This is a genomic window from Allobosea sp. NPDC055332 (assembly GCF_053645455.1).
This window is the reverse complement of the sequence record NZ_JBSHMO010000001.1, coordinates 947,414-967,198: the sequence shown is the minus strand read 5'-3', so window position 1 is coordinate 967,198 and position 19,785 is coordinate 947,414. Positions and strand designations below refer to the sequence as shown.

The window sequence follows — 19,785 nt, the reverse complement described above, 5'->3', positions numbered from 1 at the left end:
ATGGAAACCACAGGTGACAGCCGTTTACGCCTGCCTCTGAATGCCAGTGATGCTGAGTTGATCGAGGCAGCCCGGCATTGGGTCGATCGCGTCGCCGGGGGCGACTACGAAGGTGCGCTCGCATTGATCGTTCCCGGTGACTGGACACCAAAATTGGTCCGAGATGTCGTCAACGGCTATGGAATCATCGACGAGGGGCCTCAGCGACGAAAAATCACTCCCGTTGCGACAGCTACGGCACTGAAAGGTGATGTTCGCGTCCCCAATCATTGGATTACACGCTCTGCGGTCGACGATGGCGGCGCGGGTGCAGAAGTTGGCTTTCAACTTCCGATCAACGGATTCTGGAGCGATCTTTCGCTTGTAATGGAGACGCTCAAGCAAGGAGATTCCCTCGTCCTTGAACTCCAGACCATCCACGTCTTGTAGCGCTGGGCGAGCTGGCTTCAGCGGTTCCTGACGATCAGAATCGTCAACACAGTTGTGACGCGGTGCCACATGGTCCGCCGAGGGCGCTGCCGGAAGTCAGGCTAGACTTCGTCAATTAAATCGATTTAAGTCATACTAGATGCGGTTTTTCCTTAGCGTCATGCGGTTGTTGCCTACAAATTGGGCGCACTCGCTCCGGCGCTCCGTTGCCGACCCTTTTCAGGTGCGGTACAGGGCGTAAAGGACAGGATTGAACTCGGGACTTTTTTTCATGGCCGACCACGGACACGCTGCCGACATTCCGCAGATGGACTACCCGGAGCACGAGCGCACCTACACGGGCTTCATCCACTTCGCCGAAGTCGGCACCGTCGCCTGCCTCGCGATCGTCGCGGCGCTCGCCGTGGGTGGCACCAAGCATGCCTGGGGCACAGCCATCATCGGCACGCTGCTGACGCTGGTCGGCACCGGCGTCGGCATCGCCGCCCCCTCGATCGGCTGGCGCGCCACGCTCGTTCCCTTCGTTCTGATGCTGCTCGCGCTCCTCCTCTACTAAGCCCGAAAGGCCTGGCCTCCATGCGCATCGCTGTCCCAGCCGAAACGCAAGGGGCGGAGACCCGCGTCGCCATGACGCCGGAAACCGTCCGCAAGTTCATTGGCCTCGGGGCCGATGTCGCAGTGGAGAAAGGGGCGGGCCTCGCCTCCGGAATTACGGACAGCGACTACGAGGCGGCAGGCGCCAGTGTCGCCAAGAACGCCAAGGAGGCGCTCAAGGGCGCCGATATCGTGCTGAAGGTGCGCCGCCCGGCTGAAAGCGAGATCGCGGGCCTGCCGGCCGGCGCGCTCGTCGTCGGCATCATGGACCCCTATGGCAGCGAGGCGCAGGTCGAGGCGCTGGCGAAGGCCAATGTCGCGGCCTTCGCCATGGAGTTCATGCCGCGCATCACCCGTGCGCAGGTGATGGACGTCCTGTCCTCGCAGGCCAACCTCGCGGGTTATCGGGCGGTGGTCGATGGCGCCGCCGAATACGGCCGGGCGCTGCCGATGATGATGACCGCGGCCGGCACAGTGCCGGCGGCGAAGATCTTCATCATGGGCGTCGGCGTCGCCGGCTTGCAGGCGATCGCGACGGCGCGGCGCATGGGCGCCATCGTCACCGCGACGGACGTCCGCCCCGCGACCAAGGAGCAGGTCGAATCGCTCGGCGCAAAATTTCTCGCCGTCGAGGACGAAGAGTTCAAGCAGGCGCAGACTGCCGGCGGCTACGCCAAGGAAATGTCCAAGGAATACCAGGCCAAGCAGGCCGAGCTGACGGCGAGCCACATCGCCAAGCAGGACATCGTCATCACCACCGCGCTGATCCCCGGACGCCCGGCGCCGAAGCTGATCTCGGCGGCGATGGTCGAGAGCATGAAGCCCGGCTCGGTCATTGTCGATCTCGCGGTCGAGCGCGGCGGCAATTGCGAGCTCGCCAAGCCGGGCGAGATCGTGACCACGGCCAATGGCGTCAAGATCGTCGGCCATCTCAACGTGCCCGGCCGCCTGCCGGCGACCTCCTCCAGCCTCTACGCCAAGAACCTCTTCGCCTTCGTCGAGACGCTGATCGACAAGGCCGAGAAGAAGCTCGCGGTGAACTGGGAGGACGAGCTGGTCAAGGCGACCTGCCTGACCAGGGACGGCGCCGTCATCCACCCGAATTTCGCGGCGAAGGCCTAACGGCAGCGCAGAGGGGAGTGTCACGTCATGGCTAATCCGGCACCCGAACAGGCGCTCGAACAGGCCCGCTCCGCAGCGGCATTGGCGAAACAGGCGGCCGAGCTCGCCGAGAAGTACGCCGAACAGGCGGCAGCCGCCGCCGGCGCCGCGACCGGTGTCGACCCGACCGTCTATCGCCTCGCAATCTTCGTGCTCGCCGTCTTCGTCGGCTACTACGTCGTCTGGTCGGTGACCCCTGCGCTGCACACGCCGCTGATGTCGGTCACCAATGCGATCTCCTCGGTCATCGTCGTCGGCGCCCTGCTGGCGGTCGGCGTCCAGGTTGCGCCCGCCATGGGCGACGGGCCGCTCTGGGCCAAGGTCTTCGGCTTCATCGCGCTGATCCTGGCCTCGGTGAACATCTTCGGTGGCTTCCTCGTCACCGAGCGGATGCTTGCCATGTACAAGAAGAAGGGCTGACGCGCATGGCCGCCAATCTCGCCGCCCTTCTCTACGTCGTCTCCGGCGTCCTCTTCATCATGGCCCTGCGCGGGCTGTCGCATCCGACGAGCTCGCGCCAGGGCAACCGCTACGGCATGATCGGCATGGCGATCGCCGTGCTGACCACGGTGATCTTCTATCCGCCGGCCGGCTTCTCCGGCTGGCTGCTGGTCATCCTCGGCATCGCCATCGGCGGCGGCTTCGGCGCCTATATGGCCAAGCGCGTGCAGATGACGCAGATGCCGCAGCTCGTCGCCTTCTTCCACTCGCTGGTCGGCCTTGCTGCCGTGCTGGTGGCGGCGGCGGCGCTCTATGCGCCGGAAGCCTTCGGCATCGGCCAGGTCGGCAAGATCAAGGGCGCCAGCCTGTTCGAGATGGGACTGGGCGTCGCCATCGGCGCGATCACCTTCACCGGCTCGATCATCGCCTTCCTCAAGCTCGACGGGCGGATGAGCGGCAAGCCGATCATGCTGCCGCAGCGCCATGCCATCAATATCGGCCTCGGCGTCGCGCTCTTCGTGATGCTGCTGATCTTCCTGAAGACCGAAAGCCATGTCCTGTTCTGGCTGATCGTGCTGGTCTCCTTCGCGCTCGGCGTGCTGCTGATCATCCCGATCGGCGGCGCGGACATGCCGGTCGTCGTCTCGATGCTGAACTCCTATTCAGGCTGGGCGGCAGCGGGCATCGGCTTCACGCTCGGCAACATGGCGCTGATCATCACCGGCGCGCTCGTGGGCTCGTCCGGTGCGATCCTGTCCTACATCATGTGCAAGGCGATGAACCGGAGCTTCATCTCGGTCATCCTCGGCGGCTTCGGCGGCGATGACGCCGTGGCCGGCGCGGGCGGCGCGGTGGAAGCTCGACCGGTCAAGCAGGGCTCGCCGGACGACGCCGCCTACATCATGAAGAACGCCGGCAAGGTCCTGATCGTACCGGGCTACGGTATGGCGGTGGCGCAGGCGCAGCACGCGCTGCGCGAGATGGCCGACCTGCTCAAGAAGGAAGGCGTCGAGGTCAAGTACGCCATCCACCCGGTGGCGGGCCGCATGCCCGGCCACATGAACGTGCTGCTGGCTGAGGCCAACGTGCCCTATGACGAGGTCTTCGAGCTCGAGGACATCAACTCGGAATTCGGCCAGGCCGATGTCGCCTTCGTCATCGGCGCCAACGACGTCACCAACCCGGCCGCCAAGACCGACAAATCCTCGCCGATCTACGGCATGCCGATCCTCGACGTCGAGAAGGCCAAGACCGTGCTGTTCATCAAGCGCGGCATGGCGGCAGGCTATGCCGGCGTCGAGAACGAGCTGTTCTTCAGGCCCAATACGATGATGCTGTTCGGCGACGCCAAGAAGGTCACCGACGAGATCGTCAAGGCGATGGCTCACTGACCGCGGCACTCGTCATCGGAACGTCGCAAAGGGCCGGCTCGATGCCGGCCCTTTCGTTTCTGGCGAGGCCTGAAGGAAGCCGGTGATGCGCAGGATCCTGAAGCTTCTCGCTATCGGAGCGCTCTGCGCCTATGCCGCCGTGCTGGCGCTGCTCTACCTCAAGCAGCGCGAGATGATGTATCCGCGCAATCCGGCCCGCGCCGAGATCGCGAGCGCCAATCTGCCGGGTGTCGAGGAGGCGACGCTGACGGCCGCAGATGGCGAAAAGCTGATCGCCTGGGTGGTGCCGCCGCGCGAGGGCAAGCCGGTGCTGCTGTTCTTTCACGGCAATGCCGGCAATTTCGGCCGCCCGATCCGGCAGACGCGCTTCCGCGCGTTGACCGACGATGGAACCGGCCTGTTCGCGGTCAATTATCGTGGCTATGGCGGCTCGACCGGCTCACCCACCGAGGATGGATTGGCGCAGGATGCGCGCGCGGCCTATGCGGCGGCCGTGGCACGTTTCGGCGCTGGGCGGCTGGTCGGCTATGGCGAGTCGCTCGGCACCGGCGTCGTGGTGAAGCTGGCGGCGGAGGTCCCGTTCAAGGCGGTGATCCTGGAAGCGCCTTACCTCTCGACTGCCGCGGTGGCGCAGCAGCTCTATCCTTACGTCCCGGTCGGGCTATTCATGCACGACCAGTTCCGGTCCGATCAGGTCGTCGGCAAGGTCAAGGCGCCGCTGCTCGTCCTGCATGGCCAGCGCGACGGCGTCATCCCGTTCAACCAGGGCGAGGCGCTGTTTGCACTGGCGAACCCGCCGAAGCGCTTCGTGCGCTTTCCGGAGGGCAATCACGAGAACCTGCCGGCGCATGGCTCGGTGCCGGAGGTCAGGCGCTTCCTCGCCGACCTGGATGCCGGACGCCTGGCCGGCAGCGAGACGGTGACAGCAGCGGCGCGGCAGTAGGCGGGGATCCGGCTCTAGAGGCGGAACATCCCGCCACCACCGCCGAGGCGGGCGGAGCCGGCACGGGCGATCTGGTTGTTGCCGTCGAGGCCGAGGGCGCGCTGATAGGCCTCGCTTGCCTCGGTCTTCTTGCCCTGCTTCTCGAAGGCGAAGCCGCGGCCGGCCCAGGCGGCGGCATTGCGGTTGTCGACATTGAGCGCGGCGGTGAAGTCCTCGAGCGCCGAGTCGTATTTGCCGAGCGCGTTCAGGCTCTCGCCACGGGCGATATAGGGCGGGGCGGTATAGGGATTGCGGTCGATTACCGAGTCGAAATCGGTGACGGCGTGCTGGTGCTGGCCTTCCTTCTGATAGACCAGCCCGCGAGCGTGGAAGGCCTCGGCAGATTCCGGATTGAGGCGGATGGCGGTGTTGAGGTCGGCGAGCGCCTGCTGGCTGTTGCCCTGCAGGCGCAGCAGATTGGCGCGGGCGATATAGGCCGGGGCGTAGTTCGGATTGGCGGTCGTGGCGCGGTTGAAATCCTGCAGCGCCGCATCGTTGCGCCCGCTCTGGCGCAGCGCCAGGCCGCGATTGGTGTAGGCCGGTGCGAAATTGGCGTCGATCTGCACGGCCTTGGTGAAGTCGGAGATGGCGTCGGAATAGCGGCCGACACGGGCATAGGCTGCGCCGCGGGTATTATAGGCCTGCGGGTCGTTCGGGTTACGGCTGACCACCTCGCTGAGCGAGCCGATATTGACGCTCGCCGCTTCGGTGTTCTCGGTCTGGAGTTCGGCAACGCCGGCGCCGGAGCTCATGCTCACCGTGTCGCAGCCTGCGAGCGCGAGCGCCAGGCCCGTCGCGATCAGCCAGTTCCTGCCTGTGAGCATGCTCTTATCCATTGCGTCGAACTCTCGCCTGCCATGCGGCGCGACCGCCCCGGTCCGCCGCCCATCCTCCAAAACGCCCAAGCCCTGCCAAGGTTTGGTTAACGACCCTACAAAAACAGCAGCGCCCGGAGAAGCTCCAGGCGCGCACAGATATCAGAACGGTGGCGGGCGGCGGCTGCCGGACCCTTGCGTGGTCAGACTGCCGGCCGAGCGGGACGCTCGGGGCGCTTTGGCTTCACCGGCGCCGGCAGCAGGCCTTCGCGCTGCAGCTTCTTGCGGATCAGCTTGCGGGCGCGGCGAACGGCCTCGGCCTTTTCACGCGCCTTCTTCTCGGACGGCTTCTCGTAATGGCCGCGGAGCTTCATCTCACGGAAGATGCCCTCACGCTGCATCTTCTTCTTCAGCGCCCGCAGCGCCTGGTCGACATTGTTGTCGCGAACGAGAACCTGCACGTCTCTTAGTCCGTCGTTGTCGGTGGTCCGGAATCGGGGCGGCGACCTCCCGTCCGGAAGATCGCCGCGAAGGTCGTGCGGATACCAGAATTCCCGTGGCCTGTCCACGCTGCAGCGCGGCAAAACGCGCGCAAACACGCGGGTTTCGCCTGATCCGGCGTCACGCCTCAGTCGTGCTCGGGGACGACCCGGGTGACGTGGCCCATCTTGCGGCCGGGCCTGGCCTCGCGCTTGCCGTAGAGGTGCAGATGCGTGCCCGGCTCGGCCAGGATGGTGCGCCAGTCGTTCGCCTGGTCGCCGATCAGGTTCTCCATGGTGACGCGGCCGCGCCGCGTCGTCGCGCCGAGCGGAAAGCCGCAGACGGCGCGGACATGCTGGTGGAATTGCGAGGTCTGCGCGCCCTCGCTGGTCCAGTGCCCGGAATTGTGCACGCGCGGGGCGATCTCGTTGACGACGACCTGTTCGCCGGTCTTGCCCTCGACCAGGAAGAATTCGACGGCGAAGACACCGACGTAACCGAGCGCCTCGCCGATACGCCGTGCCGCTTCGATGGCCGCGTCGGCTGCAGCCGCATCGATGCGGGCAGGCACCTGCGTCAGCGCCAGGATGTGGTCGCGATGCTCGTTCTCGCAGACATCGAAGGCCGCGAAGGAGCCATCGGCAGCGCGGGCCGCGACGACCGAGACCTCGCGCGCGAAGGTGACGAAGCCTTCGAGGATCGCCGGGAAATGGCCGATCTCGTCCCAGGCCTGCACCAGATCGATGCCATCGGCGATCTTGACCTGGCCCTTGCCGTCATAGCCGAAGCGCCGCGTCTTCAGCACGGCGGGACGGCCGAGCCTGGCGACGGCCTGCTCCAGATCGGCAAGCGAGTCGACCTGCTCGAACGGCGCCACGGCGAGGCCCAGATCGGCGACGAAGCGCTTCTCGGTGAGGCGGTCCTGCGTCACCGCGAGCGCCCGGGCGCCGGGATGCAGCGGTGTGCGGGCGGCAAGGAAAGCGGCGGTCGCGGCCGGGACGTTCTCGAACTCGTAGGTCACGACATCGACGGCGTCGGCGAAGCTGGCGAGCGCCGCCTCGTCCTCATAGGCGCCGATGGTGTGGCGGGCGGCGACCTCATAGGCCGGGCTGTCGGGCTCGGGCGCGAAGATATGGGCGCGCACGCCGAGATCGGCTGCTGCCAGCGCCAGCATGCGGGCGAGCTGGCCGCCGCCGAGGATGCCGAGCACGGCGCCAGGGCCGAGACCGCGTGGATCGGGCTGGCTCATGCCTCGTCCTTCGGGCGCTCGGCGACGGCATTGCTCAATCTGGCGCGCCAGGCGTCGAGTCGCTCGGCGAGAGCGTCGTCGGAGAGGGCGAGCACGGCGGCGGCGAGCAAGGCGGCGTTGATCGCGCCGGCCTTGCCGATGGCGAGCGTGCCGACCGGAATGCCACCCGGCATCTGCACGATCGAGAGCAGGCTGTCCTGGCCGGAAAGCGCCTTGGATTCGACTGGCACGCCGAAGACGGGGAGTGGCGTGAGCGAGGCCGTCATGCCCGGCAGATGCGCCGCACCGCCGGCGCCGGCGATGATGACCTTGAACCCGGCTGCTCTTGCGCCCTTGGCGAAGTCGACCATCCGGTCGGGCGTGCGATGAGCCGAGACGATGCGCGCATCGAAGGGGATGCCGAGCTCACCAAGCGTCTCGGCGGCATGGCGCATCGTCGCCCAGTCGGACTGGCTGCCCATGATGATGGCGACGGGAGGGGTCGGCTCGGCCATGAGATCAGATGCTTCCCGGCAGGAGGGAGGAAGCGCGCGATCTAGACCGGCCGCAACGTCACAGGCAAGGGCGGAATCGGGATTCCCGCGGAATTTCCGCGCCTAAGCGATGATATCCGGCGTCAGCTGGTCTTCGAGATAGGAGATCCGGTCGCGCAGATAGAGCTTGCGCTTCTTCAGGCGCTGGATCTGGATCTGGTTGACCGGGCCGAGCCGTTCGAGCGCATCGATGGCGCTGTCGAGGTCGCGATGCTCCTCGCGCAACCGCGCGAGCTCCGCCTCCAGAACCTCGATCTCCTCCGGGCTCAGTTCGAATCCCATGAAGCCGTCTCATCATCGCCGCGATCACGATCGACTATGCGCAGGTGCGGGCGGCGCGGCAAGGGTGCCGCCCGGGCAGATGCAAGGCTGGCTCGCTCGCATTCACGCGCCTCGGGAAAGGTCCCGGAAGGGATCACAGAAACTCATGGTGCGGTGCACGTCTGCCCCGCAGACGCGAAGCCGGCTCTGTGTCAGACTTGACCCGCCAGAACGCTCATCAGGAGGATCCAGATGTCGCTGCAGACCCATCTCGCCGAGCTCGAGCGCAAGCATCGTCAGCTCGAGGAAGCCATCGCCCAGGCGGTCGCCAGCCCCTCGTCCGACGATCTCAACGTTGCCGAGCTGAAGCGAAAGAAGCTGCTGCTGAAGGATGAGATCGAGCGCGTGCGGCTGACGATGCCGTCACCGACATTGCACTGAGATGACGGAGCGGGCCGCGGCGGCCCGTGACGAATCGGCGCAAGGCGCATCACCGGCCCCGAAAGGGGCCGGTTTTTTTAGGTCGAGCATCGGGCCAGCCACCAGCCTCCGAGTCGTCAGCGAGGCCGGGCTTGGACGCGCTGCGTTGATCGTGCAAGAATCGCCGGGCCACGAGGGATGCGCCGTTGGCCCGGGTCGATACACGCAACACCACCCGCTACTGGAATGCGCCCGGCGTCGACGGGCTCAGCTGCCTTCACGCCGACTTCACGACGCATGACTACGCCCCGCATCAGCACGATGCTTTCGTCGTCGCCGTGACGGAGAGCGGGGGCGCGGAGTTCAAGAGCCGAGGACGCAGCGACGAGGCCCGGGAGAGCGTGCTGCTGGTCTTCAATCCCGCCGAGCCCCATTCCGGTCGCATGGGCTGGAGCAAGCGCTGGCGCTACCGCTCGATCTACCTGACGCAGCCTGCCATCGATCAGGTCAGCGCCGATCTCGGGATCGCGCGGCCGGCCTATTTCATGCGCAATGTCCTCGGCGATGCCGATCTGATCGCGGCTTTCGGCCGGTTGCATCGCAGCCTTGACGATGGTCACGATCCACTCGAAGAGCGCGAGCTCCTCGTCGCCAGCTTCGGCGAACTCTTCGCGCGCCATGGCGACGGTGCCCGATCGATCCCGATCGCCCCGCGCGACGAGGCTGCGGTTGCAGTCGTGGCCCGGCGAATGGCTTCGCGGCACGCCGAAAGCGGGCTGAGCCTCTCCGAGATGGGGCTCTGGGTCGACATGACCCCGTTCCAGCTCATTGGCCTGTTCAGGCGCACGGTCGGGCTGACGCCTCACGCCTATCTGACGCAGCTGCGGTTGAAGGCCGCACTCCGGCAGCTCAAGGCCGGCGCGCCCATCGCCGAAGCGGCGCTGGCCAGCGGCTTCTACGATCAGAGCGCGCTGACCAGGCATTTCAAGCGCTCCTTCGGGATCACGCCTTTGCAGTACCAGCGGGCAGGCGCCGCCGGTTCAGGCCGCTGATCGTTCAATTTCCGCCAATACCGCGCTGAACCCAATCGCCAGACTCCCTCGAAAAGGAGTCTTCGCGTGACGCGCTATTTTTGCCTGGATGAGCCGGAGGTGTTCGACCTCGAAACCGTGGTCACGGCTGCCGAGCCGGGACGTGTCCTGCTCGATCGGTCGCCGTTCTATCCCGGCGGCGGTGGCCAGCTCGCCGACAGGGGCAGATTGCAATGGTCGGGCGGCGAGGTCGCGGTCGCCGGCTTCGAGACGCAAGCGGACGGAATCTGGCATCTGCTCGCCGAGCCGGTGACGCTTTCGGGCGCCGTGGCTGCGCAGGTCGACCGTCCGTTCCGGCAGCTCATGCGCGAGCTCCATACCGATCTGCACATCGTCAACGCGCTCGTCTACCAGGGCTTCGACGGCGCTCTCGTCACCGGCGTTCAGATGAACGAGGATGGCACGGCGCGGATCGATTTCGACCTGCCAGAAGCCGACAATGAGCGGCTGCGCGGCCTCGAGGGCGCGATCAACGACGTCATCAGGCAGGACCTGCCGGTCCTGGAAACCTATGTCGGCGAAAGCGAGGCCTTCGACGAGCCCGGCCTGATCCGTTCGCGCTCGGTCACCCCGCCGCCGACCGACGATGGCAGGATCAGGGTCGTCGACATCGTCGGGCTCGATCGGCAGGCCTGCGGTGGCACCCATCTGGCGTCGACCGGAGCATCGCGCCCGCTACGCATCCTGAAGATCGACAACAAGGGCCGCCACAACCGGCGCCTTCGCATCGGCCTCGACGGCGTGTGAGGCCGGCCATGCCTGCGCTGTTGAAAGGGCTCTGGGCACGTCCGCTCCTGCTGCTCTGGCTGCCGCCGCTGTTCTGGGCAGGGAATCTCGTGCTCGGCCGTGCGCTGGGGCCGAGCTTTCCGCCGGTCTCGCTTGCCGTCGGACGCTGGCTCGTTGCGCTGGCCTGCCTTGCTCCGTTCGTCGGCCGACAAGCCTGGCGGGAGCGGGCGCTGCTGCGGCAGCACCTTGGCCTGATCCTCGCCTGCGGCGCCTTCGGTGTCGCCGGCTACAATGCGCTCGGATATCTCGCTTTGCGGACGACGCCAGCTGCCAGCGTCGCCTTCCTGAATTCGGCCTTGCCGCTGATGGTGCCGCTCGCGGCGTTCGCGCTCGGGGTCGAGCGCGTCTCGGGCCGCACGCTCGCCGGCATTGCTGTGTCCTTCGCCGGCGTGGTCTGGATCGTCGCGCGCGGCGATCTGCAGCAGCTTAGCGGATTGCGGGCCGATGGCGGCGAATTCCTGGTGCTGATCGCCGTCGCGAACTACGCGGTCTATTCAGTCCTGCTGCGGCGCAAACCGGCAGCCTTGAGCCCGCTCGTCTTCCTGGCCACGACGATGGCGGCCGGCCTTCTCGTGCTCGCGCCGTTCTGGGCCTACGAGCTGGCGCAGGGCGCACGCATCCCGACCGATGCCGGCTCGATCGCGGCAGTGCTCTATATCGGCGTCTTCGCCTCGCTGCTCGCCTTCATCCTCTGGGGCCATTGCGTCGCGACGCTCGGGCCGAGCGTCACCGGCGTCTCGTTTCATCTGGTGGCGCTGTTCACGGCGCTGCTTGCGGTTGCGATTCTGGGCGAGCCGGTGCGCGGCTTCCACCTTGTCGGCATGGCGCTGATCCTTGCAGGCTTCTTCCTGGCGACCGGAAGCCTGGCGGGTGCCCGGCTGCGGCTGGCACGACAGCCAGGCCCCTCCGGGCTTTGAGAGCACCATGGATACCGTCGAGATCCTGCGCCGGCTGGTCGCGTTCGACACCACCTCGCACCGCTCCAATCTCGATCTGGTCCACTGGACCGCTGACTATCTCGCGGGAGCGGGTGCTCGGGTGCGCCTGACCCGCGACGATACGGGTTCGAAGGCGAACATCCTGGCGACGATCGGGCCCGACGAGCCGGACGGCATCGTCCTCTCCGGGCATACCGATGTCGTCCCGGTCGACGATCAGGACTGGGCGAGCGATCCGTTCTCGCTCGCCAGCCGGGACGGGCGCCTCTATGGCCGCGGCGCAGTCGACATGAAAGGCTTCGTCGCGGCCTGCCTGGCAGCCGTTCCGGGCTGGCGGTCCTGCGCGTTGCGAAGGCCGATCCATGTCGCTTTGTCCTATGACGAGGAGGTCGGCTGTCTCGGCGTTCCCCTGCTGATCGCCGATATGCTCGCCCACTGCCCGCCTCCGGCATTGGCCATCATCGGCGAGCCGACGCAGATGCGGATAGGGCTCAGCCATCGCGGCTTCTACGGCTATCGTAGCGTCTTCCACGGCCGCGCCGCGCATTCGAGCGATCCGAGGCTCGGAGCCAGTGCGATCGAGCCGGCAGCGGCGCTGGTCGCGGGACTCGCGGGCCTCGGAGGTGGCGAGCGCGGCGACCTCTGTGGAACCACCATCAATATCGGCAGGATCGCGGGCGGCAGCGCCATCAACATCATCCCCGAACGCTGCGAGGTCGTCTGGGAGTTTCGGCCGCCCGACGAAGCTGCCGTGGGTGCTGTGCTCACCGAGGTGAAGAGCTTCGTGGCCGGTTTGCCTCCCGATGTGCGTGTCGAGACGACGCCGCTGGCGCGCGTGCTGCCGCTCGACTGCGCGGCGGACAGCCCTGCCGTCGCAGTAGCGCGCGATCTCGGCGGCCGATGGCCGCCCCTCGCAATGCCGTTCGGGACCGAGGCTGGCTTTTTCCAGCAGGCCGGCATCCCCGCGCTGGTCTGCGGCCCCGGCTCGATCGTGCAGGCCCATCAGCCCAACGAGTGGATCGCGATCGCCGAGCTCGCGGCGGCGGAGCGATTCCTCGCGCGCGCCGGCGCCTGGGCTGCGGCCGAGCGTTGAGATGAACTGCCGCTAAGGGAAGGCATCACGCCGTTTTCGACCACGCGATTTTACCCGCCGCTAAAGACTCCCGCATAGGCTGCCATCCGGAATGCGGTGCGGATGGCAGTGTTCGGCGACATCACCGAAAGACTCTTCGAGACCAGCGGCACGCTCGTGGCGCTGTTCGATCCGCAGGACATCCTGCGGCGCTCGAATGCGGCCTTTCGTGAAGCCTATGGCATAGCCGAGGGCGAGACGCTCAGCTGGGCTGAGATCGTGCGGCGCAATTTCGAGCAGCGCCGCGGCGTCGCTTTCGCCACCGACGATTTCGAACACTGGCTGACCTCGGCAAGGTCCCGGCGCGGCAAGAGCCCCTACCGCGCCTTCGAGACCGATATCACCGACGGCCGCTGGCTCTGGATGACCGAGACGGTGTCGCCCACCGGCTGGATGCTGTGCATCGCCTCGGACATCACCGAGCTGCGGACAGGCGAGCGCAGCCTGCGCCAGGACCGGGACAGCGCGCGCAAGGCGTCGCAGACCGACGAACTGACCGGCATCTCGAACCGGCGGCATTGCATGAGCGTGCTGCAGGAGACGGTGGCCAGGGGGAATGCGGGCGAGGGCGGCGAGACTTGCGTCGCGCTGCTCGATATTGATCGGTTCAAGCAAATCAATGACCGCTTCGGCCATCAGTTCGGCGACGCAGTGCTGATCGATTTCGGCAAGAGCGTGCAGCGGAATCTGCGTCCGGCCGACAGTTTCGGCCGCGTCGGCGGGGAAGAGTTCATGCTGATCCTGCCGCAACTCGCGCCGGCGGCGGCCGAGCTCGTGATCGAGCGGCTGTTCAGACTTGTCGGCCAGCCCGGATGCCTGCCGTCGGAGCCCGGCTTCCACTATTCGTTCTCGGCAGGCCTGACGCAGATCAGACCCGGCGATACGCTGACGGAGGTCTATCACCGCGCCGACGCTGCCCTCTACGAGGCGAAGATGGGTGGCCGCGGGCGGCAGATGTCGGCTTGATCGGTGGGCGATCTCACAGCGCCCGCGCCATCTCGCGCAGCTTGAACTTCTGGATCTTGCCCGTCGAGGTCTTCGGCACCTCGGTAAAGACCACCGTCCGCGGGCATTTGAACGAGGCGAGCAGGGTCTTGCACCAGGCGATGATCTCGTCCTGGGTCGCTGTTTGCCCGGGCTTGAGCTCGATGAAGGCGCAGGGCGTCTCGCCCCATTTCTCGTCGGGGCGGGCGACCACGGCTGCCGCCTGCACAGCGGGATGCTTGTAGAGCGCATCCTCGACCTCGATCGAGGAGATGTTCTCGCCGCCGGAGATGATGATGTCCTTGGAACGGTCCTTGAGCTGGATGTAGCCGTCGGGATGCATCACGCCGAGATCGCCGGAATGGAACCAGCCGCCCGCGAAGGCCGCCACCGTTGATTTCGGGTTCTTGAGATAGCCCTTCATCACGACATTGCCGCGGAACATCACCTCGCCGAGCGTCTCCCCGTCATGCGGCACGCGCTGCATCGTCTCGGGGTCGAGCACGTCGAGCCCTTCCAGCGCCGGATAGCGCACGCCCTGGCGGGCCTTGAGCGCCGCCTGCTCGCCGCCCGGCAGGGCGTCCCAGGCGCCGTTCCACTCATTGACCACGGCGGGGCCGTAGACCTCGGTCAGACCGTAGAGATGGACGACGTTGAAGCCGGCCTGCGCCATGCCGGCGAGCACGGCTTCGGGTGGCGGGGCGGCGGCGGTGAAGAAATTCACCTTCTGCGGGAAGCTGCGGCGCTCGGCATCGGGCGCGTTGAGCAGCGTCGACATCACGATCGGGGCGCCGCACATATGGCTGACGCCGTGGTCGGCGAGGGCGTCGTACATCGCCTTGGCCCGGACCTGGCGCAGGCAGACATGGGTGCCGGCGAGCAGCGAGATCGTCCAGGGGAAGCACCAGCCATTGCAGTGGAACATCGGCAGGGTCCAGAGATAGACCGGGTGCCTCCCCATGCCGCCGGTGAGCACGTTCGAGGTCGCCAGCAGGTTGGCGCCGCGATGGTGGTAGACCACGCCCTTGGGATCGCCTGTGGTGCCGGAAGTGTAGTTCAGCGCGATTGCATCCCACTCGTCTCCCGGCATCAGCCAGTCGAATTCGGGATCGCCCTGCTTCAGGAAGTCCTCGTACTCGATGCTGCCGAGGCGCTCGCCCGGCCCGTCATAGACCGGGTCGTCATAGTCGATGACCAAGGGCTTCACCTTGCAGAGCGCCAGCGCCTCCTTGACCGTCCCAGAGAACTCGCGATCGGCGATCAGCACCTTGGCCTCGCCATGGTCGAGCGAGAAGGCGATGATCGCGGCGTCGAGGCGGGTGTTGAGCGTGTTGAGGACAGCGCCGCACATCGGTACGCCGTAGTGGCATTCGAGCATGGCGGGCGTGTTCGGCAGCATCGCGGCGACCGTGTCGTTCTTGCCGATGCCGTGCTGCTTCAAGGCGGAAGCCAGCTGACGGGTGCGGGCATAGAGCTCGGCGTAAGAGCGCTTCAGCGGGCCGTGGATGACGGCGACATGGTTCGGGAAGACGCTGGCGGCGCGCTCGAGGAAGGGTAGGGGCGAGAGCGGCTGGAAGTTCGCCGGGTTGCGATCGAGATCTGTGTCGTAAGGAGAGAGCGGCATGGCGTTCGGCGTTCCCGGCTGTCGTTGCCGACAAGCCTAGAAGCGCGCCTTGCCGTGGGCAATCAGCCGAAGAGCGGACGCAGGCCGTCGAAGACGAGTTTCACGCCGACGGCGATCAGCAGCCAGTAGATGATGGTGTAGAAGCGCTCGGCCGGGACGCGCCTGACCAGCCAGACGCCGGCGATGGTCGAGAGGATCGCGACCGGCGCCAGCGCCGCCGAGGCCATCAGATTCTGCGGGCTGAACTGGCCGAGGACGAAATAGGGCAGCACCTTGATCCAGTTCATCAGCGCGAAGAACAGCGCGCCGGTGCCGACGAAGACCGCCGGCGGCAGGCGCTGCGGCATGGTGTAGATCTGGAAAGGCGGGCCGCCGGCATGAGCGATCATGCTGGTGAAGCCGCAGATCGCGCCCCAGAGCGTGCCGGCCGCATAGTTCGCCTGGGTCACCGGCTGGGCCGATGTCTTCCCGGCGAGGAGGCGGCGCAGCGCGAAGCCGATCGAGATCACACCGACCGCGAGGCCGACGACGGCGTCGGAGACCTTCGCCGCCAGGAGATAGCCGGCGAGCACGCCAAGCAGCATGCCGGGGATGAGCGTCGCGAGGTTCCGGCGATCGAAATCCCGGCGATAGGACCAGACCGAGACGACATCCTGGATGATCAGGATCGGCAGCATGATCGCCGCCGCCTGCACCGGCGAGACGATCAGCGCCATCAGCGGCAGCGAAAGCAGGCTGAGGCCCGCGAAGCCGCCCTTGGACAGTCCCATCAGGACGACGGCTGGCACCATGACGGCGAAGAAGGTGAGGTCGAAGGTCATCGTTCCGCGCGGCTGCCGGCCGGGCCGGCTGTGCAGCACAGCCCATGCGGTTGCGCTGAAAGTCTGACAGAGGAGCGCTTGCACGCAAGCGGCGGACATGGGCACGATCCCGCGCCAAATCCGGCCCGCAGACGGCCAGCCCGAATTCAGCTCTAGGGCGAATACCAGGCGAAGAGGAACGCTTTTCATGACTGCCAGCCATGCAAGCCGCTACGCGCAGACCTATGCCGCCTGGCAGCGGTACCCGGAGGGCTATTGGGCCGAGATCGCCAAAGGCATCGAGTGGATCAAGCCGCCGGAGGTGATCTTCGACGCCGAGGCCGGCATCTATGGCCGCTGGTTCCCGGATGCGACCTGCAACACCTGCTTCAATGCGCTGGATAGGCATGTCCGCGACGGCCGGGCCGAGCAGACGGCGCTGATCTATGACAGCCCGGTCACGGGCACCAAGGCGAGCTTCACCTATGCCGAGATGCTCGACGAGGTCGCGACGCTGGCGGCGGTCCTGCAGGATCAGGGCGTCGGCAAAGGCGACCGCGTCATCCTCTACATGCCGATGATCCCGGAGGCGGCATTCGCCATGCTGGCCTGCGCGCGGATCGGCGCGATCCATTCGGTGGTGTTCGGCGGCTTCGCGGCCAAGGAGCTGGCGACCCGCATCGACGATGCCACGCCGAAGCTGATCATGACCGCGACCTGCGGCATCGAGCCGACGCGCGTGGTCGAATACAAGCCGCTGCTCGACGCCGCGATCGATCTCGCGACGCACAAGCCCGACGCCTGCATCGTGCTGCAGCGGCCGCAGGTCGACGCCTCCATGCATGTCAGCCGCGACAAGAACTGGCGCACGCTCGTCGCCGCCGCGCGTGCCAATGGCCGCAAGGCCGATTGCGTCGAGGTCGCCGCGACCGACCCGCTCTATGTGCTCTACACCTCCGGCACGACGGGGCGGCCCAAGGGCGTGGTGCGCGACAATGGCGGCCACATGGTCATGCTGATCGCGACCATGACGCAGCTCTACGATGTCAGGCCCGGCGAGGTGATGTTCACCGCCTCCGATGTCGGCTGGGTCGTCGGCCACAGCTATATCGTCTACGGGCCGCTGATCCAGGGCGCGACCTCGGTTCTCTATGAGGGCAAGCCGGTCGGTACGCCCGATCCCGGCGCCTATTGGCGGGTGATCTCGGAATACAAGGCGGTCGCCATGTTCACGGCGCCGACCGCCTTCCGCGCGATCCGCAAGGAGGACCCGCAGGCGACCTATCTCAAGAACTACGACCTGTCGGCATTCCGCACGCTGTTTCTCGCCGGCGAACGGGCCGATCCCGATACGCTGAAATGGGCCGAGGAGGTGCTCGGGGTACCGGTGGTCGACCATTGGTGGCAGACCGAGACCGGCGCCTGCATGGTTGGCAACCCGGTGGGCCTCGGCCTCTTGCCGATCAAGCACGGCTCGCCGAGCGTGCCGCTGCCCGGCTATGACATCCAGTGCCTCGACGAGGGCGGCAGGCCAGTGCCGGCCGGGACGATGGGCGCGATCGTCGCCAAGCTGCCGCTGCCGCCCGGCGCCCTGCCGACGCTCTGGCAGGACGATGCGCGCTTCCGCAACGCCTATCTCGAAACCTATCCTGGCTTCTACAACACCTCGGATGCCGGCTTCATCGACGCGGACGGCTATGTCTTCATCATGGGCCGCACCGACGACATCATCAACGTCGCTGGTCACAGGCTCTCGACCGGCGGCATGGAGGAGGTGCTGGCCTCGCACCCGGCGGTGGCGGAGTGCGCCGTGGTCGGGATCAGGGACGCGCTCAAGGGCGAGCAGCCCTGCGGCTTCGTCGTGATGAAGGCCGGGGTGACGCAGTCGCCAGCCGAGGTCGAGAAAGAACTGGTCGGGCTGGTGCGCGACAAGATCGGTCCCGTCGCCGCCTTCAAGCTGGCGATCACCGTGGCGCGGCTGCCCAAGACCCGTTCGGGCAAGATCCTGCGCGCGACGATGAAGAAGATCGCCGATGGCGAGGAGTACGCGATGCCGGCGACGATCGAGGATCCGGCCGTACTGGGCGAGATCGGCGTGGCCCTGAAGGGCAGGGGGCTGGGCTAGGGCGGCTGGGGCGTCACGACATTCGCTCCGGCGGCGGGGCGAAGCTGTTGCGATAGCGCCCCGGCGTTTGCCCCATCAGCCTGCTGAACGCCTTGGAAAACGAGGGCGCGGTATCGTAGCCCACGGCCAGGCCGACTTCATGAATCGTCCGGCCGCTCTCCCGCAGCGCCTTAGCGGCAAGGCTTATGCGCCAGTGCGTGACATAGGCGAGGGGCGGCACACCGACGAGGGCGAGGAAGCGCCGCGCAAAGGTCGCTCGCGATTGGACCGCGCCATCCGCCAGCTCCGCGACGGTCCAGCGTCGGGCGGGCCGCTCGTGGATCAGGCGTAACGCCTGTGCGATCCCCTTATCGCGCAAGGCACCAAACCAGCCGGTCGTGCCCGTGGGCTGTGTCTGGATCCAGGCCCGTAGAAGCAGGACCAGGAAGACGTCGAGCAGACGCGGCGCCACCATCTCATGGCCGGCGAGGCCGCTCGACGTTTCGGTTCGGAGCAACTCCACGGCCAGCCGAAGCGGTTCGTTCGCCTCGACCTGCTCGCGCGTCAGATGAATCAGAGGGGGAAGCAAGGAGATCAAGGCCGGTGGGCCAGCCTCGTCGAACAGATATCTGGCGCAAAGCAGGGTCGTCACCTCGTCGGCATGGCTCTCCCCGCCCTCGCCCGACATGCGCGACAGTGCGGCGGCGAGCGAGGACACTGGCGCGTCCACCGGGTTGCTCAACCTGTGCCCGATGCCGGCAGCAACAAGGATGACGTCGCCGGCTCCGATCCGGATGGCGTTACCGTTGCTGGCAAGGTGCAGCCAGCATTCGCCACTTTGCAGCACATGGACGGCGGCGTTCTTGGTCGGGTCGACCGCGATCCCCCATGGGTGCGGGAGCGCAGCGTTGCCGATCACGGCGCTGCCGAGCCGGAGAGAGGCGAGCACATCCGACAAGACATCCATGTCTCGAGACCATAACCTGGAGCCGCACGCTGAGATGATCAGACAATAAAATGGCACGATGCGCCATCGATCGTCTCATGTCGGTGCAGGAGGATACCGGCGGTGCTCCAGCGAGCCGAGCCGGCTCGCCAGGCGACGCACTCATGCCCCCGAAGTGGACAATCAGATGAGTGATCCGGATATCGCAGCAGCCTCGACGGCCGAGGCTCGGTCTCTGCACGAGGCCAACAAGCTGGTCGTGCTCGACTTCATCGAGAAGTCCGTGAACCAAGGCGACATCGAAGCCGCTTCGGTTCACTTCGGCCCGGCCTATGTCCAGCACAACCCCAATATCGCTGATGGCGCTGACGGCTTCCGCGCCTATCTGGAGCAATTGCGGCGGACGTTTCCTCATGTTCGTGGCGAGGTCAAACGCATCTTCGCCGAGGGCGATTTCGTCATCGTCCACATGCATGCCAGGCGCGAGCCCGAGGAAGCCGGCCTCGCCATCGTCGACTTCTTTCGCCTCGAAACCGGGAAGCTGGTGGAGCATTGGGAGGTTCGCCAGCCAATTGCCCCGAGCTCCCTGCATGCGAACGCGATGATTTGATCTGGAGACCCACT

At 66.6% G+C, this 19,785-nt stretch carries 22 protein-coding genes; 14 read left to right on the top strand and 8 right to left on the bottom strand.

From position 1 onward, the window contains the following. The 6 genes from ACWIGM_RS04965 (at position 1) to ACWIGM_RS04940 (ending at position 4,959) form a co-directional block, all read left to right on the top strand. Complete coding sequence (locus ACWIGM_RS04965) at positions 1-429, top strand: hypothetical protein (protein WP_454024798.1); 429 nt, start codon at positions 1-3, stop codon at positions 427-429. 271 nt (positions 430-700) lie between these two features. After that, positions 701-985 carry an aa3-type cytochrome c oxidase subunit IV gene (locus ACWIGM_RS04960; RefSeq protein ID WP_137880023.1) on the top strand — a complete coding sequence of 95 codons (285 nt, stop codon included), beginning with the start codon at positions 701-703 and terminating at the stop codon, positions 983-985. A gap of 20 nt (positions 986-1,005) precedes the next feature. Further along, on the top strand, positions 1,006-2,145 hold the full coding sequence (locus ACWIGM_RS04955; RefSeq protein ID WP_454024797.1) for a Re/Si-specific NAD(P)(+) transhydrogenase subunit alpha: 1,140 nt from the start codon (positions 1,006-1,008) through the stop codon (positions 2,143-2,145). A 27-nt stretch (positions 2,146-2,172) separates the two neighbouring features. Beyond that, the gene (locus ACWIGM_RS04950; protein WP_454024796.1) at positions 2,173-2,604 is read left to right on the top strand and encodes an NAD(P) transhydrogenase subunit alpha part 2; all 432 of its coding nucleotides are present in this window, start codon (positions 2,173-2,175) and stop codon (positions 2,602-2,604) included. 5 nt (positions 2,605-2,609) lie between these two features. After that, positions 2,610-4,016: an NAD(P)(+) transhydrogenase (Re/Si-specific) subunit beta gene (locus ACWIGM_RS04945; RefSeq protein WP_454024795.1), complete on the top strand. Its 1,407-nt coding sequence runs from the start codon at positions 2,610-2,612 to the stop codon at positions 4,014-4,016. 85 nt (positions 4,017-4,101) lie between these two features. Continuing rightward, complete coding sequence (locus ACWIGM_RS04940) at positions 4,102-4,959, top strand: alpha/beta hydrolase (RefSeq protein WP_454024794.1); 858 nt, start codon at positions 4,102-4,104, stop codon at positions 4,957-4,959. 14 nt (positions 4,960-4,973) lie between these two features. Here ACWIGM_RS04940 and ACWIGM_RS04935 read toward each other — a convergent pair whose 3' ends face one another. The 5 genes from ACWIGM_RS04935 to ACWIGM_RS04915 form a co-directional block, all read right to left on the bottom strand. After that, on the bottom strand, positions 4,974-5,822 hold the full coding sequence (locus tag ACWIGM_RS04935) for a tetratricopeptide repeat protein (protein WP_454024793.1): 849 nt from the start codon (positions 5,820-5,822) through the stop codon (positions 4,974-4,976). Between the two features lie 194 nt (positions 5,823-6,016). After that, positions 6,017-6,274 carry a 30S ribosomal protein S21 gene (gene rpsU / locus ACWIGM_RS04930; protein ID WP_092161278.1) on the bottom strand — a complete coding sequence of 86 codons (258 nt, stop codon included), beginning with the start codon at positions 6,272-6,274 and terminating at the stop codon, positions 6,017-6,019. 167 nt (positions 6,275-6,441) lie between these two features. Continuing rightward, the gene (locus ACWIGM_RS04925; protein ID WP_454024792.1) at positions 6,442-7,542 is read right to left on the bottom strand and encodes a 5-(carboxyamino)imidazole ribonucleotide synthase; all 1,101 of its coding nucleotides are present in this window, start codon (positions 7,540-7,542) and stop codon (positions 6,442-6,444) included. After that, a complete protein-coding gene (purE, locus tag ACWIGM_RS04920) occupies positions 7,539-8,036 on the bottom strand; it encodes a 5-(carboxyamino)imidazole ribonucleotide mutase (protein ID WP_454024791.1) in 498 nt (165 codons plus the stop codon). Before purE ends, ACWIGM_RS04925 begins: the two co-directional genes overlap by 4 nt. Positions 8,037-8,138: 102 nt before the next feature. Continuing rightward, positions 8,139-8,357, bottom strand: a complete 219-nt coding sequence (locus ACWIGM_RS04915; protein ID WP_110488657.1) for a YdcH family protein — start codon at positions 8,355-8,357, stop codon at positions 8,139-8,141. Positions 8,358-8,588: 231 nt separating this feature from the next. On the opposite strand from ACWIGM_RS04915, the gene ACWIGM_RS04910 reads away from it, so the two are divergent. From ACWIGM_RS04910 to ACWIGM_RS04885, 6 genes are all read left to right on the top strand, one after another. Beyond that, complete coding sequence (locus ACWIGM_RS04910) at positions 8,589-8,777, top strand: YdcH family protein (protein WP_454024790.1); 189 nt, start codon at positions 8,589-8,591, stop codon at positions 8,775-8,777. A 185-nt stretch (positions 8,778-8,962) separates the two neighbouring features. Next, positions 8,963-9,808 (top strand): AraC family transcriptional regulator, encoded by an 846-nt coding sequence (locus ACWIGM_RS04905; RefSeq protein ID WP_454024789.1) that lies wholly within the window; start codon positions 8,963-8,965, stop codon positions 9,806-9,808. A gap of 66 nt (positions 9,809-9,874) precedes the next feature. Next, the gene (locus tag ACWIGM_RS04900) at positions 9,875-10,594 is read left to right on the top strand and encodes an alanyl-tRNA editing protein (RefSeq protein ID WP_454024788.1); all 720 of its coding nucleotides are present in this window, start codon (positions 9,875-9,877) and stop codon (positions 10,592-10,594) included. A gap of 8 nt (positions 10,595-10,602) precedes the next feature. After that, positions 10,603-11,550 carry a DMT family transporter gene (locus tag ACWIGM_RS04895; RefSeq protein ID WP_454024787.1) on the top strand — a complete coding sequence of 316 codons (948 nt, stop codon included), beginning with the start codon at positions 10,603-10,605 and terminating at the stop codon, positions 11,548-11,550. Positions 11,551-11,557: 7 nt separating this feature from the next. Next, entirely contained in the window at positions 11,558-12,664 is a 1,107-nt protein-coding gene (argE, locus tag ACWIGM_RS04890; RefSeq protein ID WP_454024786.1) for an acetylornithine deacetylase, read from the top strand. Between the two features lie 102 nt (positions 12,665-12,766). Continuing rightward, on the top strand, positions 12,767-13,669 hold the full coding sequence (locus ACWIGM_RS04885; protein WP_454024785.1) for a GGDEF domain-containing protein: 903 nt from the start codon (positions 12,767-12,769) through the stop codon (positions 13,667-13,669). Positions 13,670-13,682: 13 nt separating this feature from the next. Here the strand turns inward: ACWIGM_RS04885 and ACWIGM_RS04880 are convergent, their stop codons facing one another. Then, the gene (locus ACWIGM_RS04880; protein ID WP_454024784.1) at positions 13,683-15,311 is read right to left on the bottom strand and encodes an acyl-CoA synthetase; all 1,629 of its coding nucleotides are present in this window, start codon (positions 15,309-15,311) and stop codon (positions 13,683-13,685) included. A gap of 62 nt (positions 15,312-15,373) precedes the next feature. Next, complete coding sequence (locus tag ACWIGM_RS04875; protein WP_454024783.1) at positions 15,374-16,132, bottom strand: sulfite exporter TauE/SafE family protein; 759 nt, start codon at positions 16,130-16,132, stop codon at positions 15,374-15,376. A gap of 187 nt (positions 16,133-16,319) precedes the next feature. Between ACWIGM_RS04875 and ACWIGM_RS04870 the strand changes: the two genes are divergently transcribed. After that, on the top strand, positions 16,320-18,236 hold the full coding sequence (locus ACWIGM_RS04870; protein WP_454024782.1) for a propionyl-CoA synthetase: 1,917 nt from the start codon (positions 16,320-16,322) through the stop codon (positions 18,234-18,236). A gap of 13 nt (positions 18,237-18,249) precedes the next feature. On the opposite strand, the gene ACWIGM_RS04865 is transcribed toward ACWIGM_RS04870, so the two are convergent. After that, positions 18,250-19,182, bottom strand: a complete 933-nt coding sequence (locus tag ACWIGM_RS04865; protein WP_454024781.1) for a cupin domain-containing protein — start codon at positions 19,180-19,182, stop codon at positions 18,250-18,252. A gap of 166 nt (positions 19,183-19,348) precedes the next feature. Here ACWIGM_RS04865 and ACWIGM_RS04860 point away from each other — a divergent pair, with 166 nt between their 5' ends. Further along, positions 19,349-19,771, top strand: a complete 423-nt coding sequence (locus tag ACWIGM_RS04860; protein WP_454024780.1) for a nuclear transport factor 2 family protein — start codon at positions 19,349-19,351, stop codon at positions 19,769-19,771. Positions 19,772-19,785 lie beyond the last annotated feature (14 nt).